General features: G+C 36.4%; 12 protein-coding genes. 7 read left to right on the top strand and 5 right to left on the bottom strand.

All coding sequences use genetic code 11. From position 1 onward, the window contains the following. Positions 1-102: 102 nt before the first annotated feature. Positions 103-4,491, bottom strand: a complete 4,389-nt coding sequence (dnaE, locus tag PBT89_RS01780; protein ID WP_270063126.1) for a DNA polymerase III subunit alpha — start codon at positions 4,489-4,491, stop codon at positions 103-105. 236 nt (positions 4,492-4,727) lie between these two features. Then, positions 4,728-5,177, bottom strand: a complete 450-nt coding sequence (locus tag PBT89_RS01775; protein WP_270063125.1) for a ferritin-like domain-containing protein — start codon at positions 5,175-5,177, stop codon at positions 4,728-4,730. Between the two features lie 271 nt (positions 5,178-5,448). Between PBT89_RS01775 and PBT89_RS01770 the strand changes: the two genes are divergently transcribed. The 3 genes from PBT89_RS01770 to PBT89_RS01760 all read left to right on the top strand — a co-directional run bounded on the left by PBT89_RS01770 (position 5,449) and on the right by PBT89_RS01760 (position 8,731). After that, positions 5,449-5,997 (top strand): 30S ribosomal protein S16, encoded by a 549-nt coding sequence (locus tag PBT89_RS01770; protein ID WP_270063124.1) that lies wholly within the window; start codon positions 5,449-5,451, stop codon positions 5,995-5,997. A 14-nt stretch (positions 5,998-6,011) separates the two neighbouring features. Continuing rightward, entirely contained in the window at positions 6,012-6,539 is a 528-nt protein-coding gene (rimM, locus tag PBT89_RS01765) for a ribosome maturation factor RimM (RefSeq protein ID WP_270059432.1), read from the top strand. Positions 6,540-7,081: 542 nt separating this feature from the next. Next, positions 7,082-8,731, top strand: a complete 1,650-nt coding sequence (locus PBT89_RS01760) for a hypothetical protein (RefSeq protein WP_270063123.1) — start codon at positions 7,082-7,084, stop codon at positions 8,729-8,731. A 162-nt stretch (positions 8,732-8,893) separates the two neighbouring features. Here the strand turns inward: PBT89_RS01760 and leuS are convergent, their stop codons facing one another. Next, a complete protein-coding gene (gene leuS, locus PBT89_RS01755; RefSeq protein WP_270063122.1) occupies positions 8,894-11,710 on the bottom strand; it encodes a leucine--tRNA ligase in 2,817 nt (938 codons plus the stop codon). A 432-nt stretch (positions 11,711-12,142) separates the two neighbouring features. Beyond that, positions 12,143-13,066 carry a ketopantoate reductase family protein gene (locus tag PBT89_RS01750; protein ID WP_270063121.1) on the bottom strand — a complete coding sequence of 308 codons (924 nt, stop codon included), beginning with the start codon at positions 13,064-13,066 and terminating at the stop codon, positions 12,143-12,145. Between the two features lie 175 nt (positions 13,067-13,241). Between PBT89_RS01750 and PBT89_RS01745 the strand changes: the two genes are divergently transcribed. The 4 genes from PBT89_RS01745 to truB all read left to right on the top strand — a co-directional run bounded on the left by PBT89_RS01745 (position 13,242) and on the right by truB (position 16,024). Continuing rightward, complete coding sequence (locus PBT89_RS01745; RefSeq protein WP_270063120.1) at positions 13,242-14,120, top strand: cell division protein FtsX; 879 nt, start codon at positions 13,242-13,244, stop codon at positions 14,118-14,120. A gap of 17 nt (positions 14,121-14,137) precedes the next feature. Further along, a complete protein-coding gene (locus PBT89_RS01740; RefSeq protein WP_270063119.1) occupies positions 14,138-14,392 on the top strand; it encodes a DUF3098 domain-containing protein in 255 nt (84 codons plus the stop codon). A 3-nt stretch (positions 14,393-14,395) separates the two neighbouring features. Then, positions 14,396-15,190: an undecaprenyl-diphosphate phosphatase gene (locus PBT89_RS01735; protein ID WP_270063118.1), complete on the top strand. Its 795-nt coding sequence runs from the start codon at positions 14,396-14,398 to the stop codon at positions 15,188-15,190. 114 nt (positions 15,191-15,304) lie between these two features. Continuing rightward, positions 15,305-16,024: a tRNA pseudouridine(55) synthase TruB gene (gene truB / locus PBT89_RS01730; RefSeq protein WP_270063117.1), complete on the top strand. Its 720-nt coding sequence runs from the start codon at positions 15,305-15,307 to the stop codon at positions 16,022-16,024. On the opposite strand, the gene PBT89_RS01725 is transcribed toward truB, so the two are convergent. Beyond that, complete coding sequence (locus PBT89_RS01725; protein ID WP_270063116.1) at positions 16,021-16,581, bottom strand: hypothetical protein; 561 nt, start codon at positions 16,579-16,581, stop codon at positions 16,021-16,023. The genes truB and PBT89_RS01725 overlap by 4 nt on opposite strands. Positions 16,582-16,736 lie beyond the last annotated feature (155 nt).

Raw genomic sequence — 16,736 nt, 5'->3', positions numbered from 1 at the left:
GGCGGGCTCCTTCCTTCAGATTTCATCTTCAGGAAGGACCGGGCTTTACGCGCTACACGGTAGCTTGCTTCAATCCCTGCCCGAAAGTAAAAAACCTCAGCTTTAGTTCAATTTATAAACCACATGCTCAGCTTCCAAACTTTCTAATAATTCAGGACAGATCTTTATTTTTTGGCGCTTACTAGGCATATGTAATTTCAGTTGCTCTTTCATTTCATACACCACAAAATTCAGTTTATGATCACCGCGATAACTTCTAAAAATCTCTTTTAAAATATCGATTTTCTCTTCCTTCAAATCATTTATATCTAACTGAATGGTAAGTTTTTTCGCGTATGAATCCATGATATCGTGCAATAGCTGAAAGCTATTAAACTGAATTCTAGGCTCTCCTTTTTTGCCGGTATCTTTGTTGGTCCACCCTTCTTTAATAAAAGCTTTTATATGCACAAAGGAGTTTGGAACCAGAAAATGTCGGTTTTTAAGATATTCTTCGCCAAACATTCTAAACTCGTAAGATTCGGTATAATCTTCAACGGTAAACATTGCCCAACCTTTTCCCATTTTTGAAGTTCTGTGTTGAACATCGCTAATCACTCCGCCAAAAGAAATTTCACGATTTACTATTTTTTCAAGCTCTCTAAAATCTGATAAACTTCCATTACAGAAATACTGAATCTCTTTCTTAAAATCATCCAATGGATGCCCAGAAATATAAATTCCCACCACTTCTTTTTCACGACGTAACTTTTCCATCGTCCCCCACTCTTCACAAGGCGGCACACTTGGCTCTGGAATCTGCACTTCGCTGGCTTCGCCAAATAAACTTACCTGAGACGAATTTTCATTTTCCTGAAATTTAGCAGCAAATTTCACCACTTTCTCCAAAAAGCTCATTCCGTCTCCTTCATCGTGAAAATACTGTGCGCGATGCGTTTCTTTAAAACAATCAAATCCACCTGCCAAAGCTAAATTCTCAAAAGCTTTTTTATTGGCTGCTCGCAAATCGATTCGTTTTGCCATATCGAAAATAGATCGATAATGCCCAGCTTCGCTTTTACGATTTTCTACGATAGTGGCTACTGCACCGGCTCCAACTCCTTTAATAGCTCCCATTCCAAACCGGACAGCGTAATCTTTGTTTACAGAGAATTTATAGTAAGATTCGTTTACATCGGGACCAAGTACGTTAAGTTTCATTCGCTTACATTCTTCCATAAAGAAGGTAACTTGCTTGATATCGTTCATGTTATTAGACAATACCGCAGCCATATATTCCGCAGGATAATGGGCTTTTAAATATGCCGTTTGATAAGCAATCCAGGCATAACAGGTAGAGTGCGACTTGTTAAACGCATAAGAAGCAAAAGCTTCCCAGTCTTTCCATATTTTCTCTAAAACTTCTCGAGGATGGCCTTTCTCTTCTCCACCGTCAAGAAACTTGGGTTTCAGTTTTTCCAGTAAAGCAAATATCTTTTTACCCATTGCTTTACGTAGCATATCGGCTTCACCTTTAGAAAAGCCGGCTAACTTTTGCGAAAGCAACATTACCTGCTCTTGGTAGACCGTAATACCATAGGTTTCTTGCAAATATTCTTCCATATCTGGAAGGTCATAACTTATCTCTTCGTCCCCGTGTTTTCTGGCAATAAAGCTTGGAATATATTCCATTGGCCCTGGGCGATACAAGGCGTTCATTGCAATTAGATCGTCAAAAACCGTTGGTTTTAACGCCTGCATGTGTTTCTGCATTCCTGGAGATTCATACTGGAATATTCCTACTGTTTCTCCACGTTGGAAGAGTTTATAAGTTTCTTCATCATCCAAAGGAAATTCATCGGGAACTAGATCGATCCCATGTCTTCCTTTTACAATTTTAATGGTATCCTTAATTAGGGTTAACGTTTTTAACCCCAAGAAGTCCATTTTTAGTAGACCCGCATCTTCTACAACCGAGTTATCGAACTGCGTTACATATAAATCGGAATCCTTAGCCAACGAAACCGGAACGTGATCGGTAATATCACTAGGGGTAATAATTACCCCACAGGCATGGATCCCGGTATTTCTAACCGACCCTTCTAAAACTCGCGCCTGATTTACCGTTTGCGCTTCAAGATCGTCTCCTTCAGAAATATTTAGCAGCTCGTTAATACTGTCTATTTCTTCGCTTCGGAATTTCGATTTTATCGTCTTTTCATCCATTGCGAAAAGCTTCCCTAGTTTGGTATTAGGGATCAATTTCGCTATTCTATCGGCATCACTTAAAGGTAAATCTAAAACCCGAGCAGTATCCCTAATCGATGACTTTGCAGCCATGGTTCCGTAGGTAATAATTTGCGCTACCTGATTGGCACCATATTTCCCGATTACATAATCCATAACCCGGCTACGACCTTCATCATCAAAGTCGATATCAATATCGGGCATACTCACACGATCTGGATTTAAGAAACGCTCAAAAAGCAGATCGTACTTAATAGGGTCGATATTCGTAATTCCTAAACAATAGGCTACCGCACTACCAGCCGCAGAACCCCTTCCCGGTCCCACCGAAACATCAAGATTCCTGGCTTCACGAATAAAATCTTCAACAATTAAGAAATAACCCGGATATCCTGTTTTTTCGATTACTGATAGCTCAAAATCCAACCTTTCCTTAATATCCGGAGTGATTTCGCTGTAACGTCCTTCGGCTCCCTTAAAGGTAATATGCTTTAAATAGGCATTTTCGCCTCGCTTACCACCATCTATTTTATCCTCTTCAACCAAAAATTCTTCAGGTATGGTAAAAGCCGGAAGTAATACGTCTCGTGCCAACTCAAAAGGCTCTATTTTATCTACAATCTCTTTAATATTCGATATTGCTTCAGGCAAATCTTTAAAGAGATTTTTCATCTCTTCAGCAGTCTTAAAATAATACTCCTGGTTTGGCAATCCGTAACGATAGCCGCGGCCACGACCAATTGGTGTTGCCTGCTTCTCGCCATCTTTAACACACAGCAAAATATCGTGTGCATTAGCATCGTCTTTATTCCAATAGTAGGTATTATTGGTGGCGATTAATTTTATATCATGCTTTTTAGAAAACTCAACCAGAACTTGATTTACCCGATTTTCATCTTCCTGATTATGGCGCATCATCTCTATATAAAGATCGTCACCAAACTCTTCTTTCCACCAAAGCAAAGCTTCTTCGGCTTGCTTTTCACCAACATTTAGAATTTTACTCGGTACTTCACCATAAAGGTTACCGGTAAGCACGATTACATCTTCTTTGTATTGTTTTACAACCTCCTTATCAATTCTAGGTACATAGTAAAAACCATCTGTATACGCCTTCGAAGACATTTTAGCCAAATTGTGATAGCCTTTTTTATTTTTGGCCAACATCACTACCTGGTAACCGTTATCTTTTCTTGATTTATCGGTGTGATTTTCACAAACAAAAAACTCACAACCAATAATCGCCTTTATTTCATTGGCTTCTGCAGGCTCACCATTAGCAATGGCTTCTTCGTTTTTTGCTTTTACACTTTTATTATAATTCCCAACTTCTTTTACAAAATGAAAGGCTCCCATCATATTTGCATGATCGGTAAGCGCTACTGCCGGCATATTTTGCTCGCCCGCGGCATTTACAAGATCGGGAATACTTATAGTTGACTGTAACACGGAGAATTGGGAATGATTGTGAAGATGCGCAAAAGGCACCTCATCTAATTTTTCAAGGTTCTCCTCGATTTCTTCCGTAGTAATTTCATCGGTTGGCTGCAGTTTTTCCAGCCTTTTTCGAATTGCTTCGGAAGCTTTTTTAAGATTAATATGCTTTAAACCAATTGGCTGAAATGGCTCTGGATTAGCATCTATATAATCTTCAAAATAACCGGGAGCAGCATTTAACTCTTCCGCAGAATAAGTTCTCTTTCTCACTAGTTCCAGGAAACAACGCGTTGTTGCTTCAACATCGGCAGTTGCATTGTGTGCTTCGCCAAAAGGCTCATCGAACAGATATTCATGCAATTCGGTTAGCGTTGGCAATTTAAATTTTCCGCCACGTCCACCGGGAATTCTACACATCTCTGCCGTAGTTTCTGTACAGGTATCTAAAACCGGAAGTTCGAGTAATTGGCTATCCATACCGGCACGATGCAACTCGGCTCCCATAATATTAACATCAAAACCAAGATTTTGTCCAACGATAAATTTGGTCCTTCCCAAAGCTTCGTTGAATTTCTCCAACATTTCCTTTAAAGAAATACCTTCTTCTTTGGCCAAATCTGTTGAAATTCCGTGAACGCGCTCGGCATCATAAGGAATATCAAAACCTTCTGGGCGCACCAGATAATCCTGATGCTCCAAAAGATTACCCATCTCATCATGTAACTGCCAAGCGATCTGTATACATCTTGGCCAGTTATCAGAATCGGTTAAAGGCGCATCCCAACGCTTTGGTAATCCGGTGGTTTCGGTATCAAAAATTAAATACATTGGCTCTTAGTTATTTACACCCTGTATGAAGAAAAAGGGCAATTCAGCAACATCTTATCTTGCAAAACTAAGCATAATTTCAGTTGAGAAAAAGTGTGTTTTTCAACAATTATTAACCAATAAAAAAGCCTCACGGTAATTGAAGCAAAACTTCTTTTCCGTGAGGCTCGATACGAACATTAAAACTACTACTTCAATCAAACATCTATTCGCATCAAAATTTTATATTTTTTCTTCTAGTCAAATTTATATTCAAGAGATTTCACCTCGTTTAAAGAAGCTACTATAGAATTTTTTTGTTTCAGAAGAATATTTTGAGTTGATGCTGGCACGTTAGTATCGTCTAAGATCTTTTGGTATTCCTCAACGGCTACCTTTTCACCTCTTATAGCTTCCTCTAAAACTGCTTCTTCTTTGTTTCCAGAGAATGCTGTTTTTAAGTTCATCCAAGTACGGTGAGCATCACCTGCTAAACTAGAACCTTTATCTGGCACTTCACCATAATTTCTAATTTCAGACTTTAACTCATGTCCAAAATCGTAGCGTTCTTGTGCTCTTTCAGTGAAAAAAGATTTTAGCTTATCGTTTTTAACATTTTCAGCTGCAAATTTATATCCTTTCTCTGCATCATAGTTTTTTTCTAACAGCTCATTTAATTTTTCTGATACTTCTTCTGAATATTTCATAATCTTTTTTTTATTGTTTCGCTGAGTAAATTTACAACTCAAATACCGCCACAACAACCTATTTAACAGGGTTTAGCACTAATTAACTGCTTTTAACAAGAGTGCAGTATTTTACTGATTTTTATTGTCTTTTATTTAGTATTGATATGAGTTCATCATCGTTCTAGAAGAGCTACAATATTTTATTGCCAAGGTCTTGTATATTAGAAAAATGTAGTATCTTTGCAGCCTTATTAATAATAGGGGTCGGGAACCCCATAAATTAATTTTTATGCCTGTAAAAATAAGATTACAAAGACACGGTAAAAAAGGAAAACCTTTTTACTGGATCGTAGCAGCTGATGCACGTTCAAAAAGAGATGGTAAATTCTTAGATAAAGTAGGAATTTATAATCCAAATACAAATCCTGCAACTATCGAGTTAGATGTTGACGGAGCTGTAAAATGGTTACAGAATGGAGCACAGCCAACTGATACTGCTCGTGCTATTCTTTCTTACAAAGGTGCATTACTTAAAAATCACCTTGCTGGTGGAGTTAGAAAAGGTGCTTTAACTGAAGAAGAAGCTGAGAAGAAATTCCAAGCTTGGTTAGAGGAAAAAGAAAGCAAAATTAACAACAAGAAAGAAAATCTTACAAAAGCAGAACAAGAAGCAAAAGACAAAGCTTTAGCTGCTGAGAAAGAAGTAAACGCTAAACGTGAAGCTGCCGCTGCTGAAGCTGCTGCTGTTACTGAAGAAGGCGAACCAGAAGCTGATGTAGACAAAGAAGTAGACGCAGCTACAGGTGAAGAAGCTAAAACTGAAGAAAAACAAGGTTAATTTCTTAGCTAGCGATGACTAAAGAAGAATGTTTCTACTTAGGGAAAATCGTTAGTAAATATAGCTTTAAAGGGGAACTCCTTATCAAATTAGATACAGACGAACCCGAATTGTACACAGAGATGGAATCAGTTTTCGTTGAATACAACGATAATCTGGTTCCATTTTTTATTGAAAAAAGTTCCCTGCATAAAAGCACACTACTGCGTGCAAAGATCGAAGATATCGATACGGAAGATGATGCAGACGATATGATTGGCTGTGAGCTTTATCTCCCACTTACTTTCCTTCCTGAACTAGACGAAGATCAGTTCTACTATCACGAAATTATAGGTTTTAAGGTTATTGATGCTAAACATGGCGACATTGGTATAATCACTTCAATAAACGATAGCACCGCTCAAGCTTTATTCGAAATTAAAAAAGACGATAAAGAAATTCTTATTCCCATGAATGATGAATTTATCGAAAAAATCGACAAGCCAAACCAAACCATCAACGTTACTACTCCTGAAGGACTTATTGATCTTTATTTAGGCTAGTTAGAAGCTAAAATCTAGACCGGCTGTGCCTTTTAGAACTTAGACCGCTCCGCTTTTAGATATTAGAAAATAGACTTTATATTTAGAAGGTTGAATTTGATCATTAAATAGAAAAAATAGCTGTTTTTCATTTTTTCCTTTCAACAAAGTCCCTTTTAATTTAGGCTATATTTCGTTTCATAGACTTTACTCTCCAGTTAATTGATTACTAAATCATATTTTCTTAATAGATAATTAAACACGCAAGCAGATTTTTTACTACCGTATGGATACAGTCTTTTTGTAAGCAAAAATGTATAGTATTCAATTCCCAAATAGTGATAATAAATCTTAAATTTGTATTACATTATTTGTTAAAGTTAGAAACCTTTCTTTGATAAGCGCTCAATCCATCTTTTTTGAAAATTATGTATTATCCTATTCCATGAAACATATACTATTTTTTTTATGTATTTATACATGTTCAATAATAAATACGTTCTCTCAGGTAGGGATTAATACTACAGAACCTAACTCAAAAAGTCTATTGCATATTTCAGAAATTGACAGTCCATCTGGAAATTTCAAAAAAAGGTATTTTAATTCCAAGATTAACCCAATCTCAGCGAGATTCAATTAAGCCTAGCCAATCCGAAAACAGCCTTTTAATTTTTAATATTTCTGAGGGATGTTATAATTTTTGGGATAGTAACAATACACAATGGAGAAGTTTGTGTGGTGATGCATTATACAGTGAAGCGACCTTAGATTGTAGTGAGATTACTATCGAAGGTACTTTTTTTGAAAGAAAAGATCTTTCGCCAAATGAATATTTAACGGCATCTGTAGATGTAAAAAAAGTTGGAAAGTATTCTATTACAGCAAATACTTCTAACGGTTATGGATTTTATGCTGAAGGACGATTTTTAAATACTGGAATACAAAGAATTAGGCTAGAGGGGCAAGGACGTCCTGAAAATGTACAAAAGGACGAAGTTTCCATTACAGCATCTGGAATAGACATAAACTGCAACAATCCTGTTTCTATTGATGTTGAAGCTTTAGGGACTTTTAGTATAAATTGTAGTGGTGCTGAAGTATTGGGGAGTTACCATGTTGGGGTACCTTTGAATTATAAAAATCAAATAAAATTACAGGTAGAAGTTACTGCTCCTGGATATTATAATATTACAACCAAATCTGTAAATGGCATCTCATTTAAGGGTTCAGGCACATTTGATACATCAGGAAATCAAGATATTATTTTACAAGGCAGCGGGACACCATCTTCAACATCAAGTACAGATATTAATATCACTGATCAATCTGATTCTTCTTGCAAAGTTAGCATTCCGGTAAATATTGTTAATACTAAAAAAAGACTACTTAGCATTGGAAACGACAAAGATGGATATGGCTATAACTTTTCTGGAAATGCAGCTTCTAACAGTTTAATAACTAGCCCAATTAATTACGGAGATTTAGCAAATAGCACCGTTGATTTTAACGGGTGGAGTGAAATTATTGATGGTACCAATGCTCCAGGTGCTGTTAACCTAAAACAATGGACTACCGGTAAAAATCCGGTAGATATCATAATTATTGGCTTCTCCTGGAATCCTTCTGAAGAAGAAGCCTCAATTTTAATAGATTATTTAAATAATAATGGAGTAGTTCTTTTGTTTTCAGAAGCAACTACCGGTCTTGAAATTCTTTTTAAAAAATTATTCAATTCAGATGATATTAAAACAGGCTATTCACATCCGGCAGGTGCTTTATATGAGTTTAGCTCAAACAATGATGATATTTTAAATGGTCCTTTTGGAGATATAAGGCAAAAAGCTTGGGGAGAAGATGCCTCTTCCACAAATTTTGTAACAGGTATTCCTTCTAGCGCCATAACAGTTTATTCTCACAATACTGATATCTCACAAGCTAACCCCGATATTGAATTAGATAAAATTACAGCATTTAGGCACAATTCTTTAAACCTGATTTTTGTTGGGGATGGAGGGTTTAACTCTAATGGTTCAAATACTTCAGATACGGTTACACCATTTATGTTAGATGCTAATAATTTCCCTGTATTTAAGCCATCCTATGGCCGCGGTCCAGATTCTAGAGATAAAGATGTCTATAATTCCGTATTCACAGCGAATGCGATTGCCTGGGCAATTAAAATGGCAAATTCTTATGGTATAAACTCTAATTAATAGCTTTTTAAATGATTTTTATTGAATTAGATACTTTATCTACTTCTCGTAAAAATACATTCATTAAATCTAGTTTCTGAACAAAGTTTATTCAAAAGCTGAAAACAAAAAACCGCCTTATTCTATTGAAAAAGGCGGTTTTTTTATTGATTTTGGATAAAATTACCCAACAATATTTACAATCTTACCCGGTACAACAATCACTTTTTTAGGAGTTCTACCGTCTAATTGTTTCTGAGTACGCTCGTCTTCCATTACCGTTTTTTCGATCTCATCTTTGTTCATATCTAATGGTAACTCCATCGTAAAACGCATTTTACCGTTAAATGAAATTGGATAATTTTTAGTGCTTTCTACTAAAAATTTCTCTTCAAATTTAGGATAAGCAGCGGTTGAAATAGATTCGGAATGACCCAAGTTATTCCATAATTCTTCGGCAATATGTGGCGCATAAGGAGCAATCAATACAGCTAAAGGTTCTAGAACTTCGCGACTATTACATTTTTGTGCATTCAGTTCATTCACACAAATCATAAAGGTAGAAACCGACGTATTAAAACTGAAATTCTCAATATCTTCCGTGACTTTTTTAATGGTTTTATGCAATGTTTTTAACGAATCTGCCGAAGCTTTTTCCTCTGAAACGTCAAATTGATCGTTGTTGAAATATAATTTCCACAATTTCTTTAAGAAGTTATGCACACCGGTAATTCCGGCGGTATTCCAGGGTTTTGCCTGATCGATTGGCCCCAAGAACATTTCGTACATTCTTAAGGTATCAGCACCATAATCATTACAAATATCATCTGGATTCACCACATTATATTTGGACTTCGACATTTTTTCAACCTCTCGACCTACAACGTAAGCTCCATTTTCTTCAGTAAGAAATTCCGCTTCTTTAAATTCTGGTCGCCAGTTTTTAAAAGCTTCAACATCTAATTCATCTGAAGCATTTACAAATTCTACCGGAGCATGAATTTGCTGAACCGATTTTCCTTCAGTAAGATTTTTAGAAACAAACTTATTTTCACCTTCAAGGCGATATACAAAAGCACTCGTCCCCAAAATCATTCCTTGATTGATCAGCTTTTTAAAAGGCTCTTCCACGTTTAAATGTCCGCGATCTTTTAAGAATTTCGTCCAGAATCTCGAATATAATAAATGCCCGGTTGCGTGTTCGCTTCCACCGATATATAAATCTACATTTTTCCAATAATCCAGTGCGGCTTCAGAAGCAAAAACCTCCTCGTTACCGGCATCCATATAACGGAATAAATACCAGCTACTTCCAGCCCAACCCGGCATGGTATTTAGCTCTAATGGAAATACGGTTTCATGATCGATTTTATCGTTACTTACCACTTTATTGGCTGCTGTATCCCAAGCCCAATCGGTAGCATTTCCTAACGGCGGTTCTCCGGTTTCTGTTGGTAAATATTTTTCCACTTCCGGCAAATGCAAAGGCAAATGCGCTACATCGATTAGCTGTGGTAAACCATTTACATAATACACCGGGAAAGGTTCTCCCCAATACCGCTGGCGAGAAAATACGGCATCTCTTAATCGATAATTGGTTTTTCCGTAGCCTGCTCCTATTTCTTCTAACTTAAGAATCGATTTTTGTAGTGCTTCTTTATATGCTAATCCGCTTAAAAAATCGGAATTTGCGATTAGCGTTCCTTCTTTTCCGCTATGGGCTTCTTCAGAAATATCGGCGTTTTCGAAAATATTTTTAATTGGGATTTCAAAATGCTTTGCAAAATCGTAATCACGCTGGTCACCACAGGGCACTGCCATTACCGCTCCAGTTCCGTAACCTGCCAATACATAATCTCCAATCCAAATTGGCACCGGTTCTTTAGTAAACGGATGTTCGGCATACGCACCGGTAAATGCTCCGGAAATGGTCTTTACATCAGCCATTCGTTCACGTTCACTACGCTTTGCAGTCGCTTCAATATAAGCCTCTACTTCTTCTTTTTGCGCTTCCGTTGTAATCTCTTTTACTAATTCATGCTCTGGTGCAAGCGTCATAAAAGTTACTCCAAAAATCGTATCAGGACGGGTTGTGAAAACGCCAACTTCATGATCCGTCTCCTGAATTTTAAAATTGACATGCGCTCCAACCGATTTCCCTATCCAGTTACGCTGACTTTCTTTTAGACTGTCCGTCCAATCTAGTTCTTCCAAACCAGTAAGCAAACGCTCTGCAAAGGCAGAAATACGCATACTCCACTGCGTCATTTTTTTACGAATTACCGGATAACCGCCACGTTCTGAAACGCCGTTTACAATCTCATCGTTCGCTAAAACTGTTCCTAATTGTGGACACCAGTTTACTTCAGTTTCCGCTAAATACGTTAATCGATATTTTAATAAAATTCGTTGTTTTTCTTCGGAAGAAAATTTGTTCCACGCTTCAGCCGAAAAATCTTCAATAGCATCGTCGCAAGCTGCTTTTACACGAGTATTTCCTTCCGCAGCAAAAATTGCTTCCAATTCAGAAATCGCTCTTGACTTATTAGCTTCTAAATCGTACCAAGATTCGAACAACTCACTAAAAATCCATTGCGTCCATTTGTAATATTCCGGATTACTGGTACGCACTTCCCTACTCCAATCGAAACTAAATCCAATTTTATCTAACTGCTCGCGATATCTTGCAATGTTCTCTTTAGTAGTAATTGCAGGATGCTGCCCGGTTTGGATCGCATATTGCTCGGCCGGAAGTCCGAAACTATCATAACCCTGTGGATGCAACACATTAAAGCCTTTATGGCGCTTGTAACGCGCATAAATATCACTCGCAATATACCCTAGCGGATGCCCAACATGTAAACCGGCTCCCGAAGGATAAGGAAACATATCGAGTACATAATATTTTGGCTTATCTGAAGTGTTAGATGCTTTAAAAGTTTGGTTCTCGGCCCAATATTTTTGCCATTTGGCTTCAATTTCGTTGAAGTTGTAGTTCATTTCTATGTATTTCTGAACGTCCTTAAACGGACTATATTTTAATCGGAACTCGATAATCGAGATTAATTACTTAAGGCTAGCCTCGCAATAAAAATCTTCTAATAAAAGTTTTATGGACTTTCCTTAAAGTAATTTCCTAAATTCCGTAATTATCAATTGTTAACAATGGCTGCAAATTTACAATTTTAAACCAGTTGCAGCAATTAAGAATAAAAATAGGTTTAGATCGTTTGCAGCAGTTATTTTTTTAGTTGCCATCTCTCAGGTTTTATTATTTGGAAATTCGTGTTAAGATGCTGAAAAAAGTTCAGTAAGACAGACAACAAAATCAATCTAAATTCAATATTCAGCATTTAAAATTCAACATTTCTTGTCTAATTTTTAACATCTCAATTCTAACTTCTAACAGCGAAGCGCTCCAAACTCTTAATTCTAATTCCTCGCTTCCTTCTCCATTGGCAACAACGCCCGATAAATAAATTCGTTTACCGGAGTTTCGATTCCTAATTTCTTACCCTGTTTTACGATATATCCGTTAAAATTTTCTAATTCTGAAGGCCGCCCGGCCATAATATCTCGTTGCGTTGAAGCTGTTGCTGATTCTCCTTGCTTTCCGATAAACTGAAATAACTGTGCTATATCTTCATCATCAAAATTAACTCCCTTTGCTTGTGCGATGGCTTGAATTTCAAGACCAGTTTTCTTTAAAACATCTTGCAAATAATCATCTTGCCACATTTTTCCTATACTCACCCGGGTTAATCCACCTAAGCCACTTACCGTAGCAATAAATCCGAATTTCTTCCAGATCGCTTTATACATATCATCTGGAACAATTCCTTTAAAACCAGCATTATTAAATATTTCCTTCAGTTCTAAAACCCGATCTGATTTTTCGTTATTTAATTCTCCGAAAATAATTTCAGGATCAAACTGAAAATGATTAATTACTCCCGGCGCTTCTTTTTTACTGTAAATTCGGCAAAAACCAGCCAAAACATTCCTTTTAGGCAATATTTCCTGAAGTTTTTCCATATTATCGGCTCCATTTTGCAACGGCAATACCATAGTTTCTTCAGTAATAATCGATTTTAGTTGTTTTGCAGCATCTTTTATTTGCCAGGATTTCAAACCTAAAATTACCAATTCTGGCGTTTCAACTTCACTAATATCATCGGTTACTTTTGCAGGATGTACCGTAAAATCACCATTTACACTCTTAACGACAAGTCCGTTTTCCCTAATCGCTTTTAAACTTTCGTTCCTGGCAATAAAAGTAACGTCGTGGCTCGCCTGTGCCAGACGACCTCCAAAATAACCGCCAACACCACCAGTGCCGTATACAAGAATTCTCATAGTTTCAATTTTCTTTTATTCGAGTTTTGAGCTAAAAAATTTAATAGCATTTTCACACAATATGAATCTTATTCTTTCAAATTTACACTTATCAGAATAATTAATAAAGTTTGGGCGTTAAGAAAGTCTTGGAACCGTTTACTTTATTATTTTTACAAAAAATTGATAGCTGTTTATGAGCACATCTTTTGAAAGATATCAAAAGCGCCGTTTGATTTCATCCTATTTCTCTGTAGTTCTAAGTATCGCGTTAGTACTTTTCTTACTGGGAATGCTGGGTTTATTGGTATTAAACACCAAAAAAGTAGCAGATCATTTTAAAGAGCAAATTGCTTTGACGGTTTATTTTAATGATGGCGCCAAAGAGGAAGCGATGCAGAGACTAACCAAAAGTTTAGATACCGCTTCTTATACAAAATCGGTGACTTTTGTATCTAAAGAAGAAGCTGCTGAACAAACAAAAGAAGCTATTGGGGAAGATTTTATGGAATTTTTGGATTACAATCCACTTCAAAATTCTATTGATGTTTATATGAATGCGGATTTTGTTTCTTCGGAAAGGGTTGAAGAAATTGCAGCTCAACTCTCAGAAAATAGCGCCGTAGATGAAGTTTCTTACGACAAGCCATTAATTTCTTTACTGAATAACAATCTTAAAAAGATAAGCTTCTGGGTGTTAATCGTTAGTGCATTATTCACTTTTATTGCGGTTCTACTTATCAACAGCTCGATAAGATTATCGGTGTACTCTAAACGTTTTACAATAAAAACCATGCAAATGGTTGGCGCTACCAAAGGTTTTATACGCCGCCCATTTATTTGGAACAGCGTAAAGCTAGGAATGATTGGCGCTGTAGTAGCACTTATAGGAATGGCTGCTGTAATTTATTATCTAAACGATAGTTTTGCTGAGTTAAATTTACTGGCCGACAAAAAACTTATATTAGCCTTATTTGGTGGTGTTTTTGTAACAGGTATCGTAATAACCTGGCTAAGTACCTTTTTCGCCACCACAAGATTTTTAAATTTACAAACAGACGAGCTTTATTACTAAAGTTAAAATTACAATAGATGAGCAATAACACCAAACCCCAACATCAAGACAAAAATTTTGTATTTGGTAAAAAGAATTACAAATTCATGTTTATCGGTCTGGCGGTAATCGCTTTAGGATTTATTTTGATGGCAGGCGGTGGTAGCGACGATCCTAACGAATTTAATGAAGCTGTTTATAATTTTCAGCGTATTCGCCTTGCCCCCACTATCGTTTTAATTGGTTTTGGGATTCAGGTTTTCGCTATTTTAGTAAACCCAAACAAAAAATAGAAATTGGATACTTTAGACGCCATTATCCTGGGAATTATTCAGGGATTAACTGAATTTTTACCCGTTTCTTCTAGCGGACATTTAGAATTAGGAAAAGCCATTTTAGGTGACAGTAGTTTGCCAGAAGAATCTATGATGTTTACCGTAGTCTTACATTTTGCGACGGCCTTAAGTACGATCGTTGTTTTTAGAAAAGACATATTGGACATTTTTAAAGGACTTTTTCAGTTTAAATGGAACGAGGAAACGCAGTTTTCAGCCAAGATTATTATCTCTATGATTCCGGCTGCACTAATCGGTGTCTTTTTTGAAGATTATTTAGAAGAACTTTTTGGTGGCAGTGTTGTTTTTGTGGGCTTTATGCTAATTATTACCGCACTTTTACTCTGGCTTGCTGATAAAGCAAAAGATACAGGTAAACCGGTAAGTTTTATGAATGCCTTCGTGATTGGTGTTTCACAAGCTATCGCCATGTTACCGGGGATTTCACGAAGCGGTTCTACAATCTCAACTTCAGTTCTTTTAGGAAACGACAAAACCAAAGCAGCTCGTTTTTCATTTTTAATGGTAGTACCATTGATTTTTGGAAAAATAGCCAAAGATTTAATGGATGGGAATATTACCGAAGAATCTGTTGGTGGTTCCCATTTAATTATTGGTTTTGTTGCCGCATTCTTATCTGGTCTTGTTGCCTGTACCTGGATGATTTCTCTCGTAAAAAAGAGCAAACTCTCTTATTTCTCTATTTACTGTTTTATCGTAGGAATTATCGCTATTGGCTTTGGCTATTTTGCATAACTCATTCTGAATTTATTGCTGAAGATCTAAATAGAAATTTCAACAAAAACTGAAATTATTGCTTTCGATCCTAAATTTGTATTTAAGTTTGAAGCCCTAAACAGATTTTAATCTATGGATCATCCTATAATTACTGCTGAAGAATTTAAAGCAGGACAAATCTTACTTTTCGACAAACCATTAAACTGGACCTCTTTTCAGCTTGTGAATAAAGTACGATGGATGATTCGTAAAAGCTGCGATATTAAAAAGATTAAAGTTGGCCATGCCGGCACTTTAGATCCCTTGGCAACCGGGCTTCTAATTATTTGCACCGGGAAATTCACCAAAAGAATACCTGAACTACAGGGACAAATTAAAGAATACACCGGAACATTTAAATTAGGTGCAACAACGCCTTCTTATGATCTGGAAACTGAAATCGACGAAACTTTCCCGACAGACCATATTTCTGAAGAAAATATAACCGAAACTACCAAAAGCTTTATTGGAGATATTGAACAATATCCGCCGGTATTTTCAGCATTAAAAAAAGACGGAAAACGACTTTACGAATATGCTCGAAAAGGCGAAAAAGTTGAAATAAAATCTAGAAGAATAAGTATCCAAGAATTTGAAACTGATGCTTCAGATTTTCCAAATATTAACTTCAGGGTAGTTTGCAGCAAAGGAACTTATATAAGAAGTCTTGCCCACGATTTTGGTAAAAAACTTGATAGCGGCGCACATCTTTCCGCATTAAGAAGAACTAAAATTGGTGATTTTAGCGTAAAAAATAGTTTAAGCCTTGATGATTTTGAAAAACAATTACCAAGGCCTATTTCAAATTCCTAGAAACGTTTACCTATAGAAACGCCAAGCCTAGGATAAACTTCAAAATCGTTGCTGTCGCCAAAAAGCCTACCGGCACCGGCATAAATTTCACCAATATAATTGTTTCGTGTTAACAGTTTAAAACCAACTGCAGCCCCTAAACCAAAATTGGTCGTTTTTTCATCATAAATATTAGTTTGTTCTTCATAATAGTAACCGTCATCATCGTAATTATAGGTATACTCATTATAATAATCATGATAAGAAGCTATTGCAGCATTAGCTTCTATAAAAAAACCAGCATTCTTCTTTTTTCCAAAGAAAAGCCGGTAATAAGGCGTAGCAATAAAACGTAGCGCCAAATCCTCGGGCTCGTCTAAGCCTACTCCGATAGATAAACCTATACTGCTATTATCTTCTAAAAAATACTCGTAACTTACTTCTGGAATCCCTGCTACAGCCATTCCTAAATTTAATTTTAACTCTTGTTTTGTAAGATCAATTGATTCTTCAGTTTCTTGTGCTGAAATAAAAAAGCTTGTGCATAAAAAAAGCAAGGATAATAATCTAGTTCTCATTTGATTGATGTTTATAAAGCTAAGATACTTAAATATCGATATGGTTGCATTTTTTTTTACATTCTCCAATTTTGGAATACATTCTGCAGCATTACTCAGTAAAAAAGCAAGTAAGGTTTGATGCTAAAACATCAAAGTGTTTTATTGATTATAAG

Source organism: Zunongwangia sp. HRR-M8 (assembly GCF_027594405.1).
Lineage (GTDB): Bacteria > Bacteroidota > Bacteroidia > Flavobacteriales > Flavobacteriaceae > Zunongwangia.
The sequence above is the reverse complement of the archived record's forward strand: the minus strand, read 5'-3'. Positions and strand labels throughout refer to the sequence as shown.

Bases quoted from the DNA above. Each gene is read 5' to 3' on its own strand.
- rimM (WP_270059432.1), top strand. From the start codon at position 6,012: ATGACTAAAGAAGAATGTTTCTACTTAGGGAAAATCGTTAGTAAATAT.
- PBT89_RS01770 (WP_270063124.1), top strand. From the start codon at position 5,449: ATGCCTGTAAAAATAAGATTACAAAGACACGGTAAAAAAGGAAAACCT.
- PBT89_RS01775 (WP_270063125.1), bottom strand. From the start codon at position 5,177: ATGAAATATTCAGAAGAAGTATCAGAAAAATTAAATGAGCTGTTAGAA.
- PBT89_RS01725 (WP_270063116.1), bottom strand. From the start codon at position 16,581: ATGAGAACTAGATTATTATCCTTGCTTTTTTTATGCACAAGCTTTTTT.
- PBT89_RS01740 (WP_270063119.1), top strand. From the start codon at position 14,138: ATGAGCAATAACACCAAACCCCAACATCAAGACAAAAATTTTGTATTT.
- PBT89_RS01745 (WP_270063120.1), top strand. From the start codon at position 13,242: ATGAGCACATCTTTTGAAAGATATCAAAAGCGCCGTTTGATTTCATCC.
- dnaE (WP_270063126.1), bottom strand. From the start codon at position 4,491: ATGTATTTAATTTTTGATACCGAAACCACCGGATTACCAAAGCGTTGG.
- truB (WP_270063117.1), top strand. From the start codon at position 15,305: ATGGATCATCCTATAATTACTGCTGAAGAATTTAAAGCAGGACAAATC.
- PBT89_RS01750 (WP_270063121.1), bottom strand. From the start codon at position 13,066: ATGAGAATTCTTGTATACGGCACTGGTGGTGTTGGCGGTTATTTTGGA.
- leuS (WP_270063122.1), bottom strand. From the start codon at position 11,710: ATGAACTACAACTTCAACGAAATTGAAGCCAAATGGCAAAAATATTGG.